The 18,197-nt window shown below is 46.6% G+C and carries 17 protein-coding genes and 1 pseudogene; 5 read left to right on the top strand and 13 right to left on the bottom strand.

What is annotated here, in order from left to right; genetic code table 11:
* Nucleotides 1-42 precede the first annotated feature (42 nt).
* From ynfE to CJP72_RS14885, 3 genes and pseudogenes are all read left to right on the top strand, one after another.
* A complete protein-coding gene (ynfE, locus tag CJP72_RS14875) occupies nt 43-2,481 on the top strand; it encodes a selenate/tellurate reductase subunit YnfE (RefSeq protein ID WP_162382131.1) in 2,439 nt (812 codons plus the stop codon).
* A gap of 240 nt (nt 2,482-2,721) precedes the next feature.
* Nucleotides 2,722-3,336, top strand: coding sequence for a Tat proofreading chaperone DmsD (gene dmsD, locus CJP72_RS14880; protein WP_162382132.1), 615 nt, complete (start codon nt 2,722-2,724; stop codon nt 3,334-3,336).
* Nucleotides 3,332-3,623: pseudogene (locus CJP72_RS14885) on the top strand (chloride channel protein); the annotation flags it as partial. The gene dmsD and the pseudogene CJP72_RS14885, both read left to right, overlap by 5 nt.
* Before the next feature lie 3 nt (nt 3,624-3,626).
* Here CJP72_RS14885 and bioD read toward each other — a convergent pair.
* From bioD to CJP72_RS14900, 3 genes are all read right to left on the bottom strand, one after another.
* On the bottom strand, nt 3,627-4,322 hold the full coding sequence (gene bioD / locus CJP72_RS14890; RefSeq protein WP_162382133.1) for a dethiobiotin synthase: 696 nt from the start codon (nt 4,320-4,322) through the stop codon (nt 3,627-3,629).
* Nucleotides 4,323-4,447: 125 nt separating this feature from the next.
* Nucleotides 4,448-5,668 (bottom strand): sugar metabolism global transcriptional regulator Mlc, encoded by a 1,221-nt coding sequence (mlc, locus tag CJP72_RS14895; RefSeq protein ID WP_162382134.1) that lies wholly within the window; start codon nt 5,666-5,668, stop codon nt 4,448-4,450.
* A 128-nt stretch (nt 5,669-5,796) separates the two neighbouring features.
* Nucleotides 5,797-6,696 carry a LysR family transcriptional regulator gene (locus tag CJP72_RS14900; RefSeq protein ID WP_162382135.1) on the bottom strand — a complete coding sequence of 300 codons (900 nt, stop codon included), beginning with the start codon at nt 6,694-6,696 and terminating at the stop codon, nt 5,797-5,799.
* A gap of 218 nt (nt 6,697-6,914) precedes the next feature.
* Here CJP72_RS14900 and CJP72_RS14905 point away from each other — a divergent pair, with 218 nt between their 5' ends.
* Entirely contained in the window at nt 6,915-8,168 is a 1,254-nt protein-coding gene (locus CJP72_RS14905; RefSeq protein ID WP_162382136.1) for an MFS transporter, read from the top strand.
* Between the two features lie 69 nt (nt 8,169-8,237).
* Here CJP72_RS14905 and CJP72_RS26335 read toward each other — a convergent pair whose 3' ends face one another.
* The 10 genes from CJP72_RS26335 to CJP72_RS14950 all read right to left on the bottom strand — a co-directional run bounded on the left by CJP72_RS26335 (nt 8,238) and on the right by CJP72_RS14950 (nt 16,854).
* The gene (locus CJP72_RS26335) at nt 8,238-8,462 is read right to left on the bottom strand and encodes a KPN_01571 family protein (protein WP_446714971.1); all 225 of its coding nucleotides are present in this window, start codon (nt 8,460-8,462) and stop codon (nt 8,238-8,240) included.
* Between the two features lie 358 nt (nt 8,463-8,820).
* Nucleotides 8,821-10,011 carry a hypothetical protein gene (locus CJP72_RS14910; protein WP_162382137.1) on the bottom strand — a complete coding sequence of 397 codons (1,191 nt, stop codon included), beginning with the start codon at nt 10,009-10,011 and terminating at the stop codon, nt 8,821-8,823.
* A 330-nt stretch (nt 10,012-10,341) separates the two neighbouring features.
* Complete coding sequence (locus CJP72_RS14915; RefSeq protein WP_162382138.1) at nt 10,342-11,034, bottom strand: recombinase family protein; 693 nt, start codon at nt 11,032-11,034, stop codon at nt 10,342-10,344.
* A 91-nt stretch (nt 11,035-11,125) separates the two neighbouring features.
* Nucleotides 11,126-11,482, bottom strand: a complete 357-nt coding sequence (locus tag CJP72_RS14920) for a hypothetical protein (RefSeq protein ID WP_162382139.1) — start codon at nt 11,480-11,482, stop codon at nt 11,126-11,128.
* Nucleotides 11,483-11,595: 113 nt separating this feature from the next.
* Nucleotides 11,596-11,796 carry a helix-turn-helix domain-containing protein gene (locus CJP72_RS14925; protein WP_162382140.1) on the bottom strand — a complete coding sequence of 67 codons (201 nt, stop codon included), beginning with the start codon at nt 11,794-11,796 and terminating at the stop codon, nt 11,596-11,598.
* Between the two features lie 579 nt (nt 11,797-12,375).
* On the bottom strand, nt 12,376-13,209 hold the full coding sequence (locus CJP72_RS14930; protein ID WP_162382141.1) for a hypothetical protein: 834 nt from the start codon (nt 13,207-13,209) through the stop codon (nt 12,376-12,378).
* A 133-nt stretch (nt 13,210-13,342) separates the two neighbouring features.
* The gene (locus CJP72_RS14935; protein WP_162382142.1) at nt 13,343-15,448 is read right to left on the bottom strand and encodes a tape measure protein; all 2,106 of its coding nucleotides are present in this window, start codon (nt 15,446-15,448) and stop codon (nt 13,343-13,345) included.
* 87 nt (nt 15,449-15,535) lie between these two features.
* Complete coding sequence (locus CJP72_RS14940) at nt 15,536-16,240, bottom strand: hypothetical protein (RefSeq protein ID WP_162382143.1); 705 nt, start codon at nt 16,238-16,240, stop codon at nt 15,536-15,538.
* Nucleotides 16,240-16,485 (bottom strand): hypothetical protein, encoded by a 246-nt coding sequence (locus CJP72_RS14945; RefSeq protein WP_162382144.1) that lies wholly within the window; start codon nt 16,483-16,485, stop codon nt 16,240-16,242. Before CJP72_RS14945 ends, CJP72_RS14940 begins: the two co-directional genes overlap by 1 nt.
* A gap of 33 nt (nt 16,486-16,518) precedes the next feature.
* Nucleotides 16,519-16,854, bottom strand: a complete 336-nt coding sequence (locus CJP72_RS14950) for a hypothetical protein (RefSeq protein ID WP_162382145.1) — start codon at nt 16,852-16,854, stop codon at nt 16,519-16,521.
* Between the two features lie 541 nt (nt 16,855-17,395).
* Between CJP72_RS14950 and CJP72_RS14955 the strand changes: the two genes are divergently transcribed.
* Nucleotides 17,396-18,070 carry a hypothetical protein gene (locus CJP72_RS14955; RefSeq protein WP_162382146.1) on the top strand — a complete coding sequence of 225 codons (675 nt, stop codon included), beginning with the start codon at nt 17,396-17,398 and terminating at the stop codon, nt 18,068-18,070.
* The last annotated feature ends 127 nt before the right edge of the window (nt 18,071-18,197 follow it).

The raw sequence follows: 18,197 nt of genomic DNA on the forward strand, positions 1-18,197 counted from the left end.
TATAAAACAATTTATATAACGATTGCGATAATGGAGTGAGTGATGTCCAGAATTGAGCAACACGGTGGCATTAGCCGCAGAACGTTGGTGAAATCCACAGCCATTGGCTCACTCGCGCTCGCCGCAGGTGGCCTCGCTTTACCCTTCGGTGTACGTGCTGCAGCGGCGGCTGTGCAAAAAGCAATACAACCGGAGGATGATAAAGTCGTCTGGGGTGCGTGCTCCGTTAACTGTGGCAGTCGTTGTGCTTTGCGCCTTCACGTCAGGGACAATGAAGTCTGGCGGGTTGAAACCGACAACACCGGCGACGATGTTTATGGCGATCATCAGGTACGCGCCTGTTTACGTGGCCGCTCTATTCGTCGACGTATTAATCATCCTGATCGCCTCAATTATCCGATGAAACGCGTAGGCAAACGTGGGGAAGGAAAATTTGAGCGGATCACCTGGCAAGAGGCCCTTGATACCATTAGTGATAGCCTCAAAAACACCGTAGACAGATACGGTAATGAGGCCGTGTATATCAACTACTCCTCTGGCATCGTCGGCGGCAATATTACCCGCTCCTCCCCTTACGCCTCGCTGGTGGCCCGTCTGATGAACTGTTACGGCGGATTTCTCAGCCACTATGGTACCTACAGCACAGCGCAAATCGCTGCTGCTATGCCTTATACCTACGGTTCAAATGAGGGCAACAGTACCTCCGATATTGAAAACACCAAGCTGGTGGTGATGTTTGGCAATAACCCTGCTGAAACCCGAATGAGCGGCGGCGGTGTTACCTATTTCCTTGAACAAGCCCGGGAACGCTCGAAGGCCAGAATGATCGTCATTGATCCACGTTACACCGATACCGCTGCGGGTCGTGAAGATGAGTGGATCCCCATTCGACCGGGTACGGATGCGGCATTGGTCGCGGGGATTGCCTGGGTGTTGATCGATGAAAATCTTGTCGATCAGCCTTTCCTTGACGCCTGTTGTGTCGGCTACGATGAAAAAACACTCCCCGCTGACGCGCCAGCCAACGGGCATTACAAAGCCTATATTTTGGGTCAGGGCGAAGATGCCATCGCCAAAACGCCACAGTGGGCATCGCACATTACCGGCATCCCGGTCGATCGTATTGTGAAACTCGCGCGGGAAATTGGCACAACCAAACCTGCGTATATTTGCCAGGGATGGGGTCCCCAACGCCAGGCGAATGGCGAATTAACCTCACGCGCTATTGCCATGCTGCCAATTCTGACCGGCAACGTGGGGATCCACGGTGGCAACAGCGGTGCCCGTGAATCCACGTACACCATCACAATTGAGCGTATGCCGTTGCCGAAAAACCCGGTTAAAACGCAAATTTCCTGTTTTAGCTGGACAGACGCCATTGTCCGGGGCCCGGAGATGACGGCCTTACGTGACGGCGTTCGTGGCAAAGAAAAACTGGACGTACCGATTAAATTTATCTGGAACTATGCCGGCAATACCATTACCAACCAACACTCGGATATCAATAAAACGCACGAGATTTTGCAGGATGAATCGAAATGCGAAATGATCGTGGTGATCGAGAACTTCATGACCTCTTCGGCAAAGTATGCCGATATCCTGCTACCAGACCTGATGACCGTCGAGCAAGAGGACATTATTCCCAACGACTCCGCCGGTAATATGGGTTACTTAATTTTTATCCAGCCGACCACCGCGCCTAAATTTGAACGTAAGCCGATCTACTGGATTATGAGCGAAGTGGCAAAGCGCCTCGGCACGGATATTCATCAGCGGTTCACCGAAGGGCGAACACAGGAGCAGTGGTTACAATATTTGTATGCCAAAATGCTGGAAAAAGACCCGGCGCTTCCCTCGTACGACGAATTAAAGAAAATGGGTATTTATAAACGTAAAGACCCGAATGGCCATTTCGTGGCCTATAAAAAATTCCGTGAAGATCCGCTGGCGAACCCGCTTAAAACCCCGTCGGGAAAAATCGAAATCTACTCCAGCAGGCTGGCAACCATTGCCAACACCTGGGAGCTGGAAAAAGGCGATATCATCAGCCCGCTGCCGATTTATGCCTCCACATTTGAAGGATGGGACGACCCCAAACGTAGCACATTTCCACTTCAACTCTTTGGTTTTCACTATAAATCCAGAACCCACTCCAGCTACGGAAACATTGAGGTCCTGAAGGCATCCTGCCGACAAGAGGTATGGATAAACCCGATAGACGCCCAACAACGCGGCATCGCCAACGGCGATATGGTGCGCGTGTTTAATGACCGTGGCGAACTTCGTATTCCCGCGAAGGTGACACCGCGCATTCTGCCTGGCGTAAGCGCCATGGGTCAGGGTGCCTGGCATGACGCTGATATGTCAGGGGATCAAGTCGATCATGGCGCTTGCGTCAACACGCTGACTACGCAGCGCCCTTCGCCGTTGGCAAAGGGGAATCCACAGCACACGAATTTGGTGGAAATCGAGAAAGTTTAAATCCCGCCGCTGAAGCGCCGTGGATGTTTCAACGGCGCTGTCTGGACTCAGTAAGGGGACAGATTCTGGTCGCGGGTGGTGATTCCCGCTAAAATACCTCAAAACCCTGGCTAAATTGCGGTTTCTGGCCCGCGCGATTGAGAACGCAGTCTCTTTTATGGCCTGCATACGACGGTCGGTGTGGCGGTTGCGGGCTAATAAACTCGTGCGGAGGAACCCGCATCTTTTAGGATATTTTGCATGACCTCATTTACACAATGTAACGAGTTTTCGATAGCGGCGCGAGTGCTTGGCGCCTTGTTTTACTACGCCCCCGACAGTAGCGAAGCCGCCCCGTTGGTTCAGGCATTAACCACTGAGGGCTGGCAGGAACAGTGGCCACTTTCGCCGACGCTGTTAGCGCCGCTGGTGACCACCTTTCAGGCAAAGAGCGATGAATCGCTGTCTGAAGCCTGGCAGAGATTATTCGTTGGCCCGTGGGCTCTGCCCTCACCGCCCTGGGGTTCCGTCTGGTTAGACAGAGAAAGCGTGCTCTTTGGCGACTCGACGCTGGCGTTACGCCAGTGGATGCGCGACAACGGTATTCAGTTTGAGATGCAGCAAAATGAACCTGAAGATCATTTTGGTTCTCTTCTGCTTCTGGCCGCGTGGCTCGCTGAGAATGACCGCCATACAGAATGCGAACAGCTTCTGGCCTGGCATCTGCTTCCCTGGTCGGGCCGTTTTCTGGACGTTTTCGTTGAGAATGCCAACCATCCGTTTTACCAGGCATTGGGTCAACTGGCGCAGCATACGTTAGCCAGTTGGCAGTCGCAGCTGCTGATCCCCGTCGCAGTAAAACCGCTGTTCCGGTAAGTTTGCCTCGAAACGGGCTGGGCGTGCTCGCCAGTCACGATCCGGCGCGCCCGGCGGCGTGTTTACCCCTTGTTCGACGGTCTGTTAATCAGCATGCTGTTTGGCGCCGTCGACGGGGGTTCTGGCTTTCGGGTCAGGAAGAATGAACAATTCTGTTGGGATTAATGGGAATGGCGATGTTACTGGCAGCCACCACGGATGTGCCAGTAATGTCTACGTTGATGATTTGTGAAATGACCGGGGAATATCGTTTACTCCCCGAAATACGGATGCTCGCGTTATCGTGAACGTTACGCCACGACTCTGTCTACTGACAGTACGTTGCCAAGCATTGACATGCGGATGTACTGCCCAAGCTCACGCTGCTCTGCGCGGGGCAGATATGGCAGTTCACCGATCAAAGGTGCAGGAATTTTTTTACCCAGTACATCAATGATCTCGGCATAATGCGCAAGACCTGGGTTGATACGGTTGGCAACCCAGCCCATCAAAGGAAGTCCATCATTGGCAATGGCCTGAGCCGTCAACAGCGCATGGTTGATGCAGCCTTCCTGGATCCCCACCACCATCAATACCGGAAGCTGCTCCTGCACGACCCACTCGGATAATGGACGAAGGTCATTCATCAGACTCCGCCATCCTCCAGTGCCTTCCACAACGACGTGATCGACTTGTTCGCTCAGATTCGCCAGACCATTGGACAGCAAGGTGTAATTGATTGGACCACTGTGCGCCACGCTACTTTCATCTTCGCTTAACGCAATAGGGTTGATGGCCTCATAAGGCAATTCAAGAGAAGAGACACTCTGCAGCACCAGCGCATCTTTGTTGCGCAACCCATCGGGTGTCTCTTTACTTCCTTTGGCGACCGGTTTGTAACCCGCGACAGTTTTACCCCCTGACGCTAACGCTTGTAGTAATGCGCGGGAAACCACTGTCTTCCCAACAGAAGTGTCTGTACCTGTAATAAAGAAACGCTTCAGCATCACTAACTCCACCGTTATGCTTCAAAAATATAAGCCAGGAAAATAATACAGCGGAGAAAGTCTAAGGTATGACAAAGGGAATCGGCTTGAGATAGCGCAATTTTTCGTACGACAGTGAAAAAATGTTAACCCTGTAATAGACGAATCAACAAAGAGCCGTTATACATCGCGTCTTTTACCAGTGCAGCGCCCGCCATTGTCCCCTGATTTGAAAACTGCGTGCTCTCCACGGCAATGTGCTTACTGTACGCCGGGAGCGCTTGCTGGCGAATGCTGTCGGCAATAGCGGGAAAAAGAATATCCGCCGCTTTGCTTAAGGGAGAACCGATCAGGATTTTTTGCGGGTTAAAGAGATTCACCATGATGGCCAGAATCCGTCCCACATGGCTTCCGACACCGCTGATGATATCCTTTGCCAGTAAATCCCCTTCGAGGGCGGCCTGACACAGCGAGTCCACCGTTAATGGCTGACCGTGCAGCGTAGAACTCATCGACTGATTGAGGCGTAGTTGCGCAAGCTCAAGAACACTGTCCACGCTGGCGATGGTTTCCAGACAGCCATGATTACCGCAGTAGCAGCGTTTACCGTAGGGGTCGACCTGCGTATGACCGATCTCGACCAGGCTGCTGCTCCCTGCGTGCAGCAAATGACCATCGGTGATGACACCGGCCCCCACGTTGTGATCAATCACCACCTGAATGACATCGCGCGCGCCGCGTGAGGCACCGAAAAGCGCCTCGGCCATCGTCCATGCGCTGATATCATGCTGAATATAGACAGGTACACCGGTATGTTGCGCCAGCGTTTCCCCCAGCGCCATCTCTTTGACATCGTCATAAAACGGCATACGGTGGACAATGCCATTCTCAGTATCAATAATGCCCGGCAGGGTGACGGCGATAGAAGTTAACCGCTCAAGTTGCTGTTGATGACGGATAAAAAACTGATCGACCAGCGTGATGATGCGATCAAGCAGCGGAATGTCAGCGACAAGGGGAAGTTCAAGACACTCTTCCACAACCAGTTTGCTGCTCAGATCGCGTAAGGCAAGGAAAATCTCTCCGCGACTGATGCGAATAGACAAGTAGTGCCAGGCTTCCGTTTCCACCATCAGCCCAACCGCAGGACGACCACGGCTACCCGCTTCTTTGATCTCCAGCTCCTGCACTAAATGCGCTTCAAGCATTTCACGGACAATTTTTGTAATACTGGCAGGCGCCAATTGTGCCAGGCGAGAAAGATCAATACGCGATACCGGCCCCAGCTGATCAATCAGGCGATAAACCGCGCCTGCGTTGGTCTGCTTGATTTGATCGATATGCCCAGGCTGACTATCAGCAACCACCTCTGACTCCCTTTATTTTCGCGCTCCGAAATAATTTGTAGGCTATGGTGAAGGAGTTCAACAGTCGCCGTCAAATTTTTGCGTAGCCGTGTGATTTACCGCACATTTTACCCCCTTTTTAAACTAAATTAAGCACGGCTTACTGCTGATAACAGCTGATGGCGAAAGCGTTGCGCGGCGTGACTTTGTTCATGGTGTTTTGGCCAGACCAGCCACATTTCCGAAACCGCATCGGCTTCAGCGATCGGTATCCAGCACATTTCATCGATCTGCACGCGTTTAAAGGAGGCAGGCAAAATCGAAACGCCCAACCCTGCCGCCACCAGCCCAATGATGGTCATGGCTTCCCCAACCTCCTGGGTAATGACTGGCGTCAGGTTATAGCGACGCATCAGCCCGAGGATATCGTCATACAGACCCGTCCCGACGTGGGGATCAAAAAAGACAAACGGCTCCTTCGCCATCTCTGCCAGCGTCACCACCGGTTTTTGCGCCAGTTTATGCTCGCGCGGGATCATCGCCATCAACGGTTCATGCAGTATCACCTCCCGGTTTAGCGTATCCGGAAGCAGCGTATTGCGCAGCAATCCCATATCCAGCGCCCCTTCACTCAACGGTGCAATCTGCTCACGGGTGTTCATCTCGCGAGTCTGCATATGCACATCAGGAAAATCCTGACGAAACCCGGAAAGGGTATCAGAGACCGCTTTAATAAAAGGCGCAGAGGAAGTGAAGCCGATGCGTAATTCGCCCGCCTCTCCCTGATGCAGACGCTCCGCCCGCGCCGCAGCCTCATTGACCAGCCCCAGTATTTGCCGACTGTCAGCCAGGAATTGCCTTCCGGCGGCCGTCAGCGCCACACTACGATTGGTTCGCGCCAACAGTCGCGCCCCAACCTGCTGTTCAAGGATCTGAATTTGTTGACTCAACGGCGGTTGAGAAATATTTAGACGTGCGGCGGCGCGACCAAAATGCAGTTCTTCCGCAACCGCCACAAAATAGCGTAAGTGTCGTAACTCAATATTCATATCTTTAAAGTATTATTTGAGATTATTAATATATTAGACAGAATATTTTGATTTTCCTACTCTTAAGTCTGATTCTTCGCCGCGATTGTTGCAGCCAGACCGGACAGGGGATTAACACATTCCCAGACCGAAATGGCGCGAAAAAGGCTTAATGAGTCAGTTTTTCAGGTGGTCATACCCGTCACCTAAACTACGGGGATGTTAAGCAAGGATTTCACGTGAGCCGTACTACTATTGTCGATACCGCCCCGGCAAGCGATGTTGATGAACAGATTATTTCCCAGCCGAATCAATTTATAAAACGCGGTACCTCCCCGTTTATGCGCGTCACCCTCGCGCTTTTTTCTGCCGGACTGGCGACATTCGCCCTGCTCTATTGCGTTCAACCGATTTTACCCGTGCTGTCTCATGAGTTTGGCGTATCGCCGGCCAGCAGCAGTATCTCTCTTTCCATCTCGACCGCAATGCTGGCCATCGGCTTGCTGTTTACCGGCCCGCTTTCCGATGCCATCGGCCGTAAACCGGTGATGGTGACCGCACTACTTCTCGCCTCTTGCTGTACGTTACTGTCAACCATGATGACCAGTTGGCATGGCATTCTGATCATGCGGGCCTTGATTGGGTTGTCGCTGAGCGGCGTTGCTGCGGTGGGAATGACCTATTTGAGCGAAGAAATTCACCCCAGTTTTGTGGCGTTTTCTATGGGGCTGTACATCAGCGGGAACTCGATTGGCGGAATGAGCGGACGCCTGATAAGCGGAGTCATGACCGATTTTTTCAACTGGCGAATCGCACTGGCGGCGATTGGCTGTTTTGCGCTCGCCTCGGCATTAATGTTCTGGAAAATATTACCGGAATCCCGTCATTTCCGTCCCACTTCGCTACGGCCTAAAACGCTGTTCATCAACTTTCGCCTGCACTGGCGTGACAGAGGTTTGCCGTTACTGTTCGCCGAGGGCTTTTTGTTGATGGGATCATTCGTGACACTGTTTAACTATATCGGCTACCGGTTGATGCTCTCCCCCTGGGAACTGAGCCAGGCGGTTGTAGGGCTGCTCTCCGTTGCTTACCTTACGGGAACCTGGAGCTCCCCAAAAGCCGGTGCCATGACTACCCGCTACGGACGCGGTCCGGTGATGCTGTTTTCGACGGGCGTGATGTTGATGGGGCTGTTGATGACGCTGTTCAGCTCTTTATGGCTGATCTTTGCCGGTATGCTGCTTTTTTCTGCCGGTTTTTTTGCCGCGCACTCTGTCGCGAGCAGTTGGATTGGCCCTCGCGCACGCCGGGCGAAAGGTCAGGCATCGTCACTTTATCTCTTTAGCTATTACGTCGGCTCCAGTATCGCCGGAACACTTGGCGGCATATTCTGGCATAACTATGGCTGGAACGGCGTTGGCGGGTTTATTGCACTGATGCTGGTACTGGCGATTCTGGTCGGCGCGCGCTTACACCATCGGTTACACGCCTGATGATAAGAAATCCGGGCATCACGTAATTCGTAATGCCCGGATATTCTTCCTGACTCGACCAACAACTCGCTACCACATTCCCAGAATGGAGGATGCCCCTACCATTTCCCTGATGGCGTCCAGTGCCAGAAGAGCAAATACAACCCAATAGATCGGATTCATCTTGCTGTGTGCATTTGTTTTTATTTTCGAGGGAGATTTTACCGCTTCGCGGACTAAAAAAAGGTACCGGTAAGCAAAACTACCTATTATGGTGGGAGTCTTGACCTGCACATTCCGCCGAAGAGGATACATGGACAATAAAAACTATCAACAACTCACCCGCACCTTTTTGCGTTTATCCCGTTTTTCCCATCTCTCTGCCATCGCCAGTTGGGATATGTTTGCCATTTGCAATTAATATAATAAATTCAGCACGTTACGCAAGAAAAGCAATGAAAAGTGCATGAATCGTGAATGAAATAACGAGAAGATTTTGCAATTTTCAGGAGAAGAAATCCAGCATCAAAGCAGGTCAACAAAGATTTAATATAAGCAAAAGGCTGAGTGTTTAAGATTCTCAAACATCATGAACTTTGCTCATAGCAGTCCCCCCCCCCACGCCAGGGAAGTTCAGACCTTTGAGGACGGTTGTGTTCTCCAATAGTCACCTCTATCGATGCACTATCTTTTTTATATACCCAATTGAATGTGCAGAATACTTATTAACCTCTCTTTCCCGTTTACGTTCTGTATACAGCATCATGCGCAGTTTCAACAAAGTCAGACTTTTACCATCACGGACACTGAAAGTGTATTTGCCGTCACAATAATTGTTAAGTTGCTTGAAGTAGTAGTCAGTCAAAGGGTCATATCGGTCTGAATGTAGAAGAGTAAATAGCTTTGGTAATTCGTAGCTCAAAGCAAAGCCTGGTAGTGAGCCGTAAAGAATGTCATGTTCCAGGTCTTCGATTCGCATACATTGCAGATTGGCTCTTATTTCAGCAGTCATTACCAGAAGTTCATCTTTGAACTCCTGCTCTTCAAGTTGTAGATGCGGTTCTGTTACTGTGGTGGCAAATAGCACCTGGAGTTCACTAATTGTACTTCTGTAGTGGTCGTTATCCAGTCGTTTTTCGGACTCACTAGATAAAGTCTCAAGTTCTTCCTCTATGGATGATGTGGGTGGTATTTTAACCCCTTTAAGCTGGAGTGAATAATTATCGTACAAACCAATAAGTGCATCATGTAGCTCATTGATATATTCGTAACGTTCTTTCGCATAAGATAGTAGTTCGACGATGCGAATACCAAAGCTCACATCAGGCTTATCAGGAATGTTACTGTATAGACTGACAGTAAAATCATCACCATCGAAGGAATGGTCATGAGGCCAACTCGCGAACATCCTCTCTTTACCATGTTGTAGTTTTGTTGGGTGTGCCCCGAAAATTGCACGAATTTCTTTAAAGTATCCATCATCATCATGACCTGATAAGTGATGCCGCTTATCCTCAAAAATATGCTTACTACCTTTGAAAGGCCACTTTTTGAGGTCACGATTAACAAGAATTCTGTGCAGTTGTTCAACAGATTCATTGATGATATCTATCGAAGAAATCAAAGAGAAAATCTGCATCGCTTTAACATCAAGGTCTGATGAAAGCTCTGGATAATTATTGATGTATCGAATTGCTACGCTTATCCAATCCATGCAACTACAGATTGGGTTCCAAAGATTTTTACCATCCTTGTTTTGAAAGTATTTAAAAGCAAAATCGCTGTTGTTGTTCACTTCATCGCGAAAATCTTCTATCACTTCATAATCAAAATGCACATTGTACTTCTCCAGCATTGTATGCATGCAGCATTCCCCATTGGAAAATATGCTGGATAAGATACTTTTTCTGGATTGTAATGACCATATTGTTGTTTTTTTCTTCTCGTAAAAAATCTGACTAGCCACTGGTAATAGTGCTGGTGGTTTGTCTGTCAAAAGTATCCAGGAGACTGTATACCTGCTTAATAGGGCTGGCAGAGTCAGTTACTCTTGCTGGCAAAATCCAAAAGTATTGGTGGAAGAAACGAAAAAGACCGCCATAAGGCAGCCTGAAGAGATTACACGTATTTAGATGTTCCGGCGAAGCTTGATAGTAACAGCGCCATGTCTTACAACGCTGAAGAGATAGTGTTATCACATTGCTCGTTCTGATTGCCCCTTCAGACGCTGTACAGTGGACACTGACCATTTCTTACCAGTGATTGTTCTAATGCCTTTAGTGTTCATATACTCTGCAATCTTACGGTAAGAGTTAAAACCCTTGGCCTCTGCTGCTAACATCGTGTCTTCAATCATCTGTAAGTAGTCCTGAGACATCGCTTGACGCACCTGTGCAGATTTCTGTTGACCGAGTTTCTGAACATTATGAATCTGAGCATCACGATTAGCTACCTTCTTCTGCGCTTCAGTATCACCTGACTCAGCACGGTCTTTCAGTTTCTTTAGCGCAGCCTTTGTACGCTGAGCAATAAACTCCCTTTCCTGTTGCGCCAGTGCTGCGAAAAGGTGAATCTGAAAGTTATCAGCGTTAGGCATAGTGGCAACCTTTACACAGACCTGTTTCATGATTGAAGCTGTATGCTCAACATCACGAGATAAACGGTCTACTTTTGCAACTAACAAACATGCATTGTGCTTTTTACATGCTTCCATAGCAGCCTGAAGACCAGGACGCTTAGACAGCGCCCCTGATATACCATCATCTGTGAAAGTGGCTACCTCTGACCAAGAGTTGGACGCTATCGCTGCATCACAATAGTCTTTCTGTGATTCCAGACCTAACCCTGTACCCTTCTTAGAGATTCGGTAGTAAGTAACAACGTTCATATGATTGTACCTATTCAATTTATGGGTGAATTATCCCATCCGCAGAAGTGTATTGCAATAGCTTACCCGTGCTGTAAAAAATACAATTGCATTAAACAGCTTTCAACGTTTTAGAAGGAGTTGGATTGAATGTAGCCCTGGTGGTAAATGTCGCCTTACTAGCTAGTGGTGTAGTCGCTGGTAAAGAGTCCTTTTCACCAAGAACAGCAGCAGCCTGAACGCGCTTAGAAGTAGACCTTGCTTTAGTGTTCTCAGATTGAAGCAAAAGCTTTGCAGCGTCTGAACGTGCTGATGTTGTATCGAGTTCATTAACCTGCTCTTTCGTCAGACCATAAGTCAGGAGCTTCTTAGAGTCACCGGTGAGGATAGCGGTAAACCATTCCTGAGCCAGTGACGGTTGTTCAACGTCCTGAACAGATGAATCACCAGATGTTGTGTTAGTAGTCATTTTGACCTCTGTATGTTGTGTGTCTTTTTGAGATTGGGTAAGTGGGAAATCATATCGAAGGTTAAAGCATAGTCAGCATCTAAACAGATACTGAAAATACAATTATAAATCAATTAGTTAATTAACTTAGATTGCTTACGAACAGTGGTAATAATGTGATTCACGTAGCTGGAAGAGATACCGAGGATAGAAGCAATTTGCTTATGTGTTTTGCATTCCGCTTTCAGTCGCAGGACATTTGTCACGAGGTTATTGGTACTGCTCTGCTGTGTTGCAAACTTAAACAGTGAGATGTGTTCAGGGGTAATGTGCATTAGATATTTGCTCCGGCGTATTCCTGGACTTTCAGAAGTACACGGTTATATAAATATTGATTACATTCAAAGAATGTGTCTTCAAATTGCGGATTAGTTAATTGATAAAAGATAAAATGTCTTGCTATACGATTCATGTTGATTTCAATTTATCTGATTTGCTCTGGAGTGTAATTCATAGTTTGTAATCTGCTTTAAACATTGTTCCTGTAGCCCATTTGAGTAATCGGAGATTACGAACAATGATGATGTGATGGGTAAACATTACTTTTAATCTTTCTTCTCGCTCTTCAACGTAGCTCGATGGCTTACGCATCAGAGATATCTTGTAATATCTGAACAGATTCTTATCACTGGTCAAGTTGAGTCCACGCATAAGGGACGAAGAAAGGCTTTTAGATGTGATAAGGGTTCTGTTCAGTAGGTAATAACGTGGTCACAGTAAAAGAGTAAAAGACGGCTCTCGCTTCGCTATGCAGCCTGATATGGTCGCCATGCTCGATGGCTCCCGTAGCTGTAAAGAAAACTTATCAGAGGTTCTCTTATATAGTAACCATTTATATTTTTATATGGTGGGGCTTACCAGTCAAACATTTCACCTGTATTTACGTCAACGTAACAGCGCAATTCAGGCAACCACTTCAGGCTATCCACATCATCAGACTCGCTGTGGTAACACGCACTGTCAGAATCAACCTGAATAGCGCAACTGGCTTTAGAGTGAATGCTGAAGCCCCACATAACCTTATCAGCGCCCATATGAGAATCAATCTGATATGGAGTTAAACCAGCCTGAACAAGTAATACTCGTTTCTGCTCAGAAGTCTGTAAAGGCTGAACATAATTTTTGTAACCTTCCGCATCAGATTCAATATCGAAATCATCGCACAGAGTATCATCTTTATAGTAACCATTTATATTTTTAACTTCTTCGTGATGCTGGAAGGCGCTAATAACATTACGGCAAGAACAAGCTAATTGCTGAGCGTAGCCAACTGAAATATGCTCATGCTTAGGTCTGCGACTATTAATAGCCATGTAAACGGATTCTGTAGAAATCGTGCTCAGGAATTTCAGTAGACCGAAAATAACATATGGATTGATATTACTACCAGTGGGAGTCTGACGTACAGCCCCCATAAAGATATCCTCCACCTTTGATGGCATATTGTCATAACTGTGAATATGTCTAAATTCAGCGTGGAAGAGATTCGGCGTCTCTTTCCCCTGTCGAGGCTTACGAACCTTACCTGTCTTTGTGATAGTTACTACGGGTTTAGATAATGGCGCTGGTGCAGACGGGAGTATTTCCGAGAGAACTTCGCTTACAGCTTTTTCGATATCTTGCTTTGTTGGAACTCTGAAATTATCAGGTAATCCGTACTGACGATTTAGTTTAATTTGCTCATACATTCACACCTCAAAATAGAAAAATAATACCACTAGAAGCAATAGTACCATAACGAGGTGCAATTGTCAATAAATTGTTTTGTGATTGTTGATTTATTGTTATGCAAATCATTACGCCGGAGGATTTGACCTTACATTAACGCCTCAGCAAAGATGGAGAGAAGCCAGCATTCTGACCTGGACTTTGCCATGAACCACCAAGTCCCTGAGCCGTCATTATCTGCGATTCAAGACGATTGTTCAGGCTATTTTCAAAATCAGCCTTTATCGTTTGAACATATCCGTCAGGGTATCGCAGATTTACATCTATCGACTGTTGCGACTTTTGAGGGTCAGACTTCACCTCTACGAGAATACGCTGACTTTGTGATGATGAAGTCTGAGGCAACTGCGTCAACGCTGGCACTGGACTGTATAAACCAGGGAACATTTCAGCAACATCATATTGCGCGAAAAGTGGCTTTGGGTTTATTGCCATCAAGTCATCATTCAGAGTGTTAGCAGCACTCTCAATACGTGATTGTTGACGAGCTTCCTGAATTAATTTCCCGAAACCTGGGATTGATTCAAGCTTGTCCAGAATCCAGTTGAAGATTTCAGAGAAGCTATTCATCAGGCTATTGCCGAAAGCCAGAATCGGCTTTCTTACCCAATCCGGTAAAGAATTGAACATTTCAACAAACCAACCCTTTACAGCGTCCAGCATATCACTGGTAAACTTCTTGGTTGCAGAGTTGAATTCAATGTATGCCTTTGTCAGCCTAACAATCCACTCAACAGCGTTTGCAACTCCGAGAAGGAAATCGCCAACCCACTCACCAGCCTGAACAAGAATGTCACTGTTATCAGTGATGATTCTCGTCATCTTTTCATAGAATGCGATTAAACCAGGTGCAAAACCGGAAAAGAACTTGTTCTGAGCATCTTTGATTGCAGCATAATATCTGCCCTCCGTGGCGCTAAATGAGTTCGCCGCCAACTCTTTAGAATTATTCCTTTCGTTCGACTGTTCGATGGTTTTGTTAACGATTGCGACAACATCAGCAGGGGTCATAGTCTTTAGCTTCTTGTATACCTCACCTGAAGAGACGTTTAGTGTTCTTGCAAGGTCTTGCGCTAAAGCGGGAACGTTTTCGACCAACTGATTGAAATCTTCTTTTGTGACCGAACTGTTACCCGCTATCTGTCGCAGACCTACGTTCGCTCTTGAGAGTTCATCAACCGTCACACCTTTAGCCGTAGCGTACACCTGCTGCTCTTCCATCATCTTGAGAACGTCAGCATCAGAGAACTTTTTGATGTCAAACGAACTACGGGATTTAGCATAGGTTTCGCGCATAGTAACCTTGTCTACCCCGTACTTATCAGCGATGGCATCAACCTGTCGAGTACGCTCTCCAGCATTATCACCGAAAGCAGATTTCATCATCAGGTTTGAACGCTCCCTTTTACGCCCTTCCTCTAATGATTGATTGAAGAACTCGACCGTCTGGTTTAGTGCAGCAAATGCAAGTGTTAACGCAGCAGCAGCACCACCGAGTTTACCGAACATACCACCACCAATACCGCCAGATTGATTAGCTGCTGCTAAACGCTGCTGAGAACATTGCATAGAGGCCTGACGCATGGTCTGCCCAAATTCAAAGTTTAAAGCTCGTAAAGACTGACGAAACTCAGCCATAGAACGGTTATTCATGAGTGATTCGTTACGCAATGCATCCAGCCTGCGTCTGTAATCAGCAGCCTGCTCAGGGTTGCGCAGTTGCATATTGCCATAGAATGAAGATGTCGTTTGACGCTGATGAATATCACGTATCGCATCTGCACCAGCTAAACCTTGTCTTGGGCGTGGCGTATATGGTCGAGGATTTGAACCAGATTCAGGTCTCCCCGCTCGTGATGTTTCTCGTAATGCCTCCCTGACACGTTCAGCAGCCCGCACACCTTCAGATTCATAACGGGTGAACATACCTGTACCAACACCACCGACTGCAAATCCTCTTTGTAACTCTCGCTGTATATGCGTTGCAGTTTGCGAAGCCTGACGCTGAATACGTGCAAACATATCACCTGTTTTCTGGGCACCGTTCAACCGCAAGAAAGCACTGTTTAATTGCTTCTCAATTTTGACCGCTGTTGCCTGGGATTTTCTTTCGAGGGATTCAAGCCCTCTTAAGACCTTGCTTGCATCGAAATTCATCTCAACAACGAATTCTGAGACTGTAAAAGTTCCACCAGCCATTATTATTACCTCATATATAAAAAAGGCCGCCAGAGGTTTATGCAACCGTGGCAGCCCGTTTAATTGCTTTATGTGAAAGCAGGAAGATTACTTTCTTCCCTTGCGTACCGATGAACTAAATAGACTTTCAAAATCGTCAACTGATGACCAGATATCATTTACATGGTCACGCAACCCCTGAAGCTCTATTGCCGCACGATTACGCTTACTCAGCAGACGCTTTAGTTCAAGCTCATAAACATGGTCAGCGTAAACATGCGCTTCTTGCGTCTCACTGAAGGACTGCAAGCTCTGCTTATCATTCGGGATGAATACCAGAGTTTGACTATCACCAGTGATGCGGGTATCCACCAGCCTGTACCCAAGGATGTTAAGGTCACCTGACATCGAAAGATGCTTAAAATGCTCCACTCCACGGCAAAGGACTGTTTTCACTTCTGGATGCTTCAGCGTCATTGCGTATCTGACGCGCTCATTAATCTTATAGACATCGGAGTTATCTTCGAAATGAGAGACGGTATCGCAAGCATCACGATGCGCACCAATTGCAGTAATCAACAGAGGCCTGTATTTTTGCTCAATAAAGACTTTCTTTTCGTAACTGGTAAGGTGCTCTGGGATTTCTGACATCTCAGGCTGGAAAGTTTTATTAAAAGTCTGAGCCTCACTGACTGATACCTCCCAGCGAGATTCATCAATACCACCATTGATTGGTGATGGCGGTGTTACTGTATGTTTGGTAGACATGCCATACGGCGATGGGGTCACTGTATTAACGTTCGGGTTAATCATTATTTTGGCTCCCATGCTGACACATCGGTTGTGTTATCAAATACGCGCTTTAAAGTTTTGATTATTTCCGCACGCGAAATCTCAACTGATTTTTTTGTCGCAGGTAACGCGATAAAATCAGGAATACCCTTATCAATAAGTTCGTTATAGATACCCTGCAGCAATTCTTCAGGCTCAAGGAAGATGATATTTACTGCATCAGTAAATGGCACTGTGTCTAGGTTAAAAGTTTCAAATTTTTTCATTCATATTGTTTTCCTGATGAATAATATTCAATGTTAGATATGTTCAAGTGATTCAATCTGCTCTTGCAGACAAAGAATCTTTTTGTCAGCCTCTGGATATTTGAAGATAAAAATGGCTTCAAAAGTATCAGAGAGAAGTTTTGCGATAACTTCACCGTGAGATGAAGGGTCACGCTTCAACTGCTCAATCATAAGGTCTTTGCTATACTGACGATTCTTTAAAGCAACTGTTAACGCCTCCTGCAATCTTTCAGCATCAACACGCTTCTGTTTTAATTCGGTTTCACGTTGTGACTGAAGTTCTTGCTGGTGGATTCTTTGCTCTTCCTGCTCAGCCAGCAGGTTAATAATGTCTTTTACATCTGGCATTTAAAAAGCCTCACAGAAGATGTTTAAATGCATCACAGAGGATGTAGACAAGCAGAACGAGAGCACCGTTTGAGACAGGTTCAAATTTAATCATTTCGTTATCCAGATAAAAATAATGGCTAACACGAGGTTAGCCGAATAGAGGGTTTTAAATGATTTCTGTGAAAGCCCCTTATCTGGAGAGGAATAAGGGAACCGTCACACCACGTCTAACTCGTGGATTTACATCAGGCAAAATGAAAGGACTTAACTTTCACAGAAATCACTTTTACTCGAGAGAGCAATACAAAGCAGGTACATGAATACCATGTACCATACTTCGATTTTTACAGGTGTTCTCTGACCAGGAGGACTACATGAGTTATAAGGCTGTCTCACTAACCTTATACAGACATAATACCAGAATTGCCGTACGATGTCAATAATTTGTTATTAAATTGTTAATGCCACCCGATTGAATTTAACATTACACTTCTCCCGTTGAACCTCTAAAATTCTCGTGTAACCTCTTCAGCAACTTAACTTTAAAGAGATTACGAGCATGAAAACTAAACTGAATAGTAAGTTCCTGACTGTAAGTTATGAGACTGGCGCAATTTGGTCTCTTGATGAACTCATTGCCTGTAAAGATGCATATGCGAACATTACCCAGGAATTAAAAACTGCCATCAAACATGGTCATAAACACATGACGATTGATTTTGATGATGTATGCATTGCTGATGAGTATGGATATCTGTGTGATATTAGTGGTTCAAGAGTTGATGAGACTTTACAGCGTGAGTATTTGAAGAGAATCCTGATTCAGAAGCTTGATAATGGCGATTATTCATCAAGTGAAATTCATGTGATGATGTATGCTGCTGAAGAACACAAAACCAGCATGTTGCGCGATGAGAAGCGGGAACAGTCACGTAAAGATAGAGGCCATGACTATTCTCTGGAAGAACGGAAAGAAGTTCTATTGAAAGTTGTTAAAGCGCTTGATGAGAGAAAATTACCCGTCGTTAATGCTGGTTCGGATAAAGAGGATGAGTTCTGTATAGCGCTTGATACCCCTAAAACTATTTCTGTTGCCCGCAAGAGAGCCAGAGCCATTATTAAAGATGTTTTGGGTATCGACTTACCGAGCCGTAAGGCGTGGGACAGCTGGAGGGAATTCCAGAAAAATGCCTTTTTCAAACAACTCGAACCCATCAATACAGTAGTTATGTAGCAAATAGTGCCACATGATTTTTGTAACGCTTGTTATTTAATTAAAAATATGCTATAAAAGAAATATTCTGTTAAGAGTTTTCGAAGTGACTTTAATATCTATACAGTGTTGGTTAACAGTACTGGTC

The sequence above is a fragment of the Citrobacter sp. NCU1 genome, assembly GCF_010231475.1.
Lineage (GTDB): Bacteria > Pseudomonadota > Gammaproteobacteria > Enterobacterales > Enterobacteriaceae > Citrobacter_D.

Coding starts and splice junctions, on each gene's coding strand:
- ynfE (WP_162382131.1), top strand. CDS start 43: ATGTCCAGAATTGAGCAACACGGTGGCATTAGCCGCAGAACGTTGGTG.
- dmsD (WP_162382132.1), top strand. CDS start 2,722: ATGACCTCATTTACACAATGTAACGAGTTTTCGATAGCGGCGCGAGTG.
- bioD (WP_162382133.1), bottom strand. CDS start 4,322: ATGCTGAAGCGTTTCTTTATTACAGGTACAGACACTTCTGTTGGGAAG.
- CJP72_RS14900 (WP_162382135.1), bottom strand. CDS start 6,696: ATGAATATTGAGTTACGACACTTACGCTATTTTGTGGCGGTTGCGGAA.
- CJP72_RS26335 (WP_446714971.1), bottom strand. CDS start 8,462: ATGTATCCTCTTCGGCGGAATGTGCAGGTCAAGACTCCCACCATAATA.
- CJP72_RS14910 (WP_162382137.1), bottom strand. CDS start 10,011: ATGCATACAATGCTGGAGAAGTACAATGTGCATTTTGATTATGAAGTG.
- CJP72_RS14915 (WP_162382138.1), bottom strand. CDS start 11,034: ATGAACGTTGTTACTTACTACCGAATCTCTAAGAAGGGTACAGGGTTA.
- CJP72_RS14920 (WP_162382139.1), bottom strand. CDS start 11,482: ATGACTACTAACACAACATCTGGTGATTCATCTGTTCAGGACGTTGAA.
- CJP72_RS14925 (WP_162382140.1), bottom strand. CDS start 11,796: ATGCACATTACCCCTGAACACATCTCACTGTTTAAGTTTGCAACACAG.
- CJP72_RS14930 (WP_162382141.1), bottom strand. CDS start 13,209: ATGTATGAGCAAATTAAACTAAATCGTCAGTACGGATTACCTGATAAT.
- CJP72_RS14935 (WP_162382142.1), bottom strand. CDS start 15,448: ATGGCTGGTGGAACTTTTACAGTCTCAGAATTCGTTGTTGAGATGAAT.
- CJP72_RS14940 (WP_162382143.1), bottom strand. CDS start 16,240: ATGATTAACCCGAACGTTAATACAGTGACCCCATCGCCGTATGGCATG.
- CJP72_RS14945 (WP_162382144.1), bottom strand. CDS start 16,485: ATGAAAAAATTTGAAACTTTTAACCTAGACACAGTGCCATTTACTGAT.
- CJP72_RS14950 (WP_162382145.1), bottom strand. CDS start 16,854: ATGCCAGATGTAAAAGACATTATTAACCTGCTGGCTGAGCAGGAAGAG.
- CJP72_RS14955 (WP_162382146.1), top strand. CDS start 17,396: ATGAAAACTAAACTGAATAGTAAGTTCCTGACTGTAAGTTATGAGACT.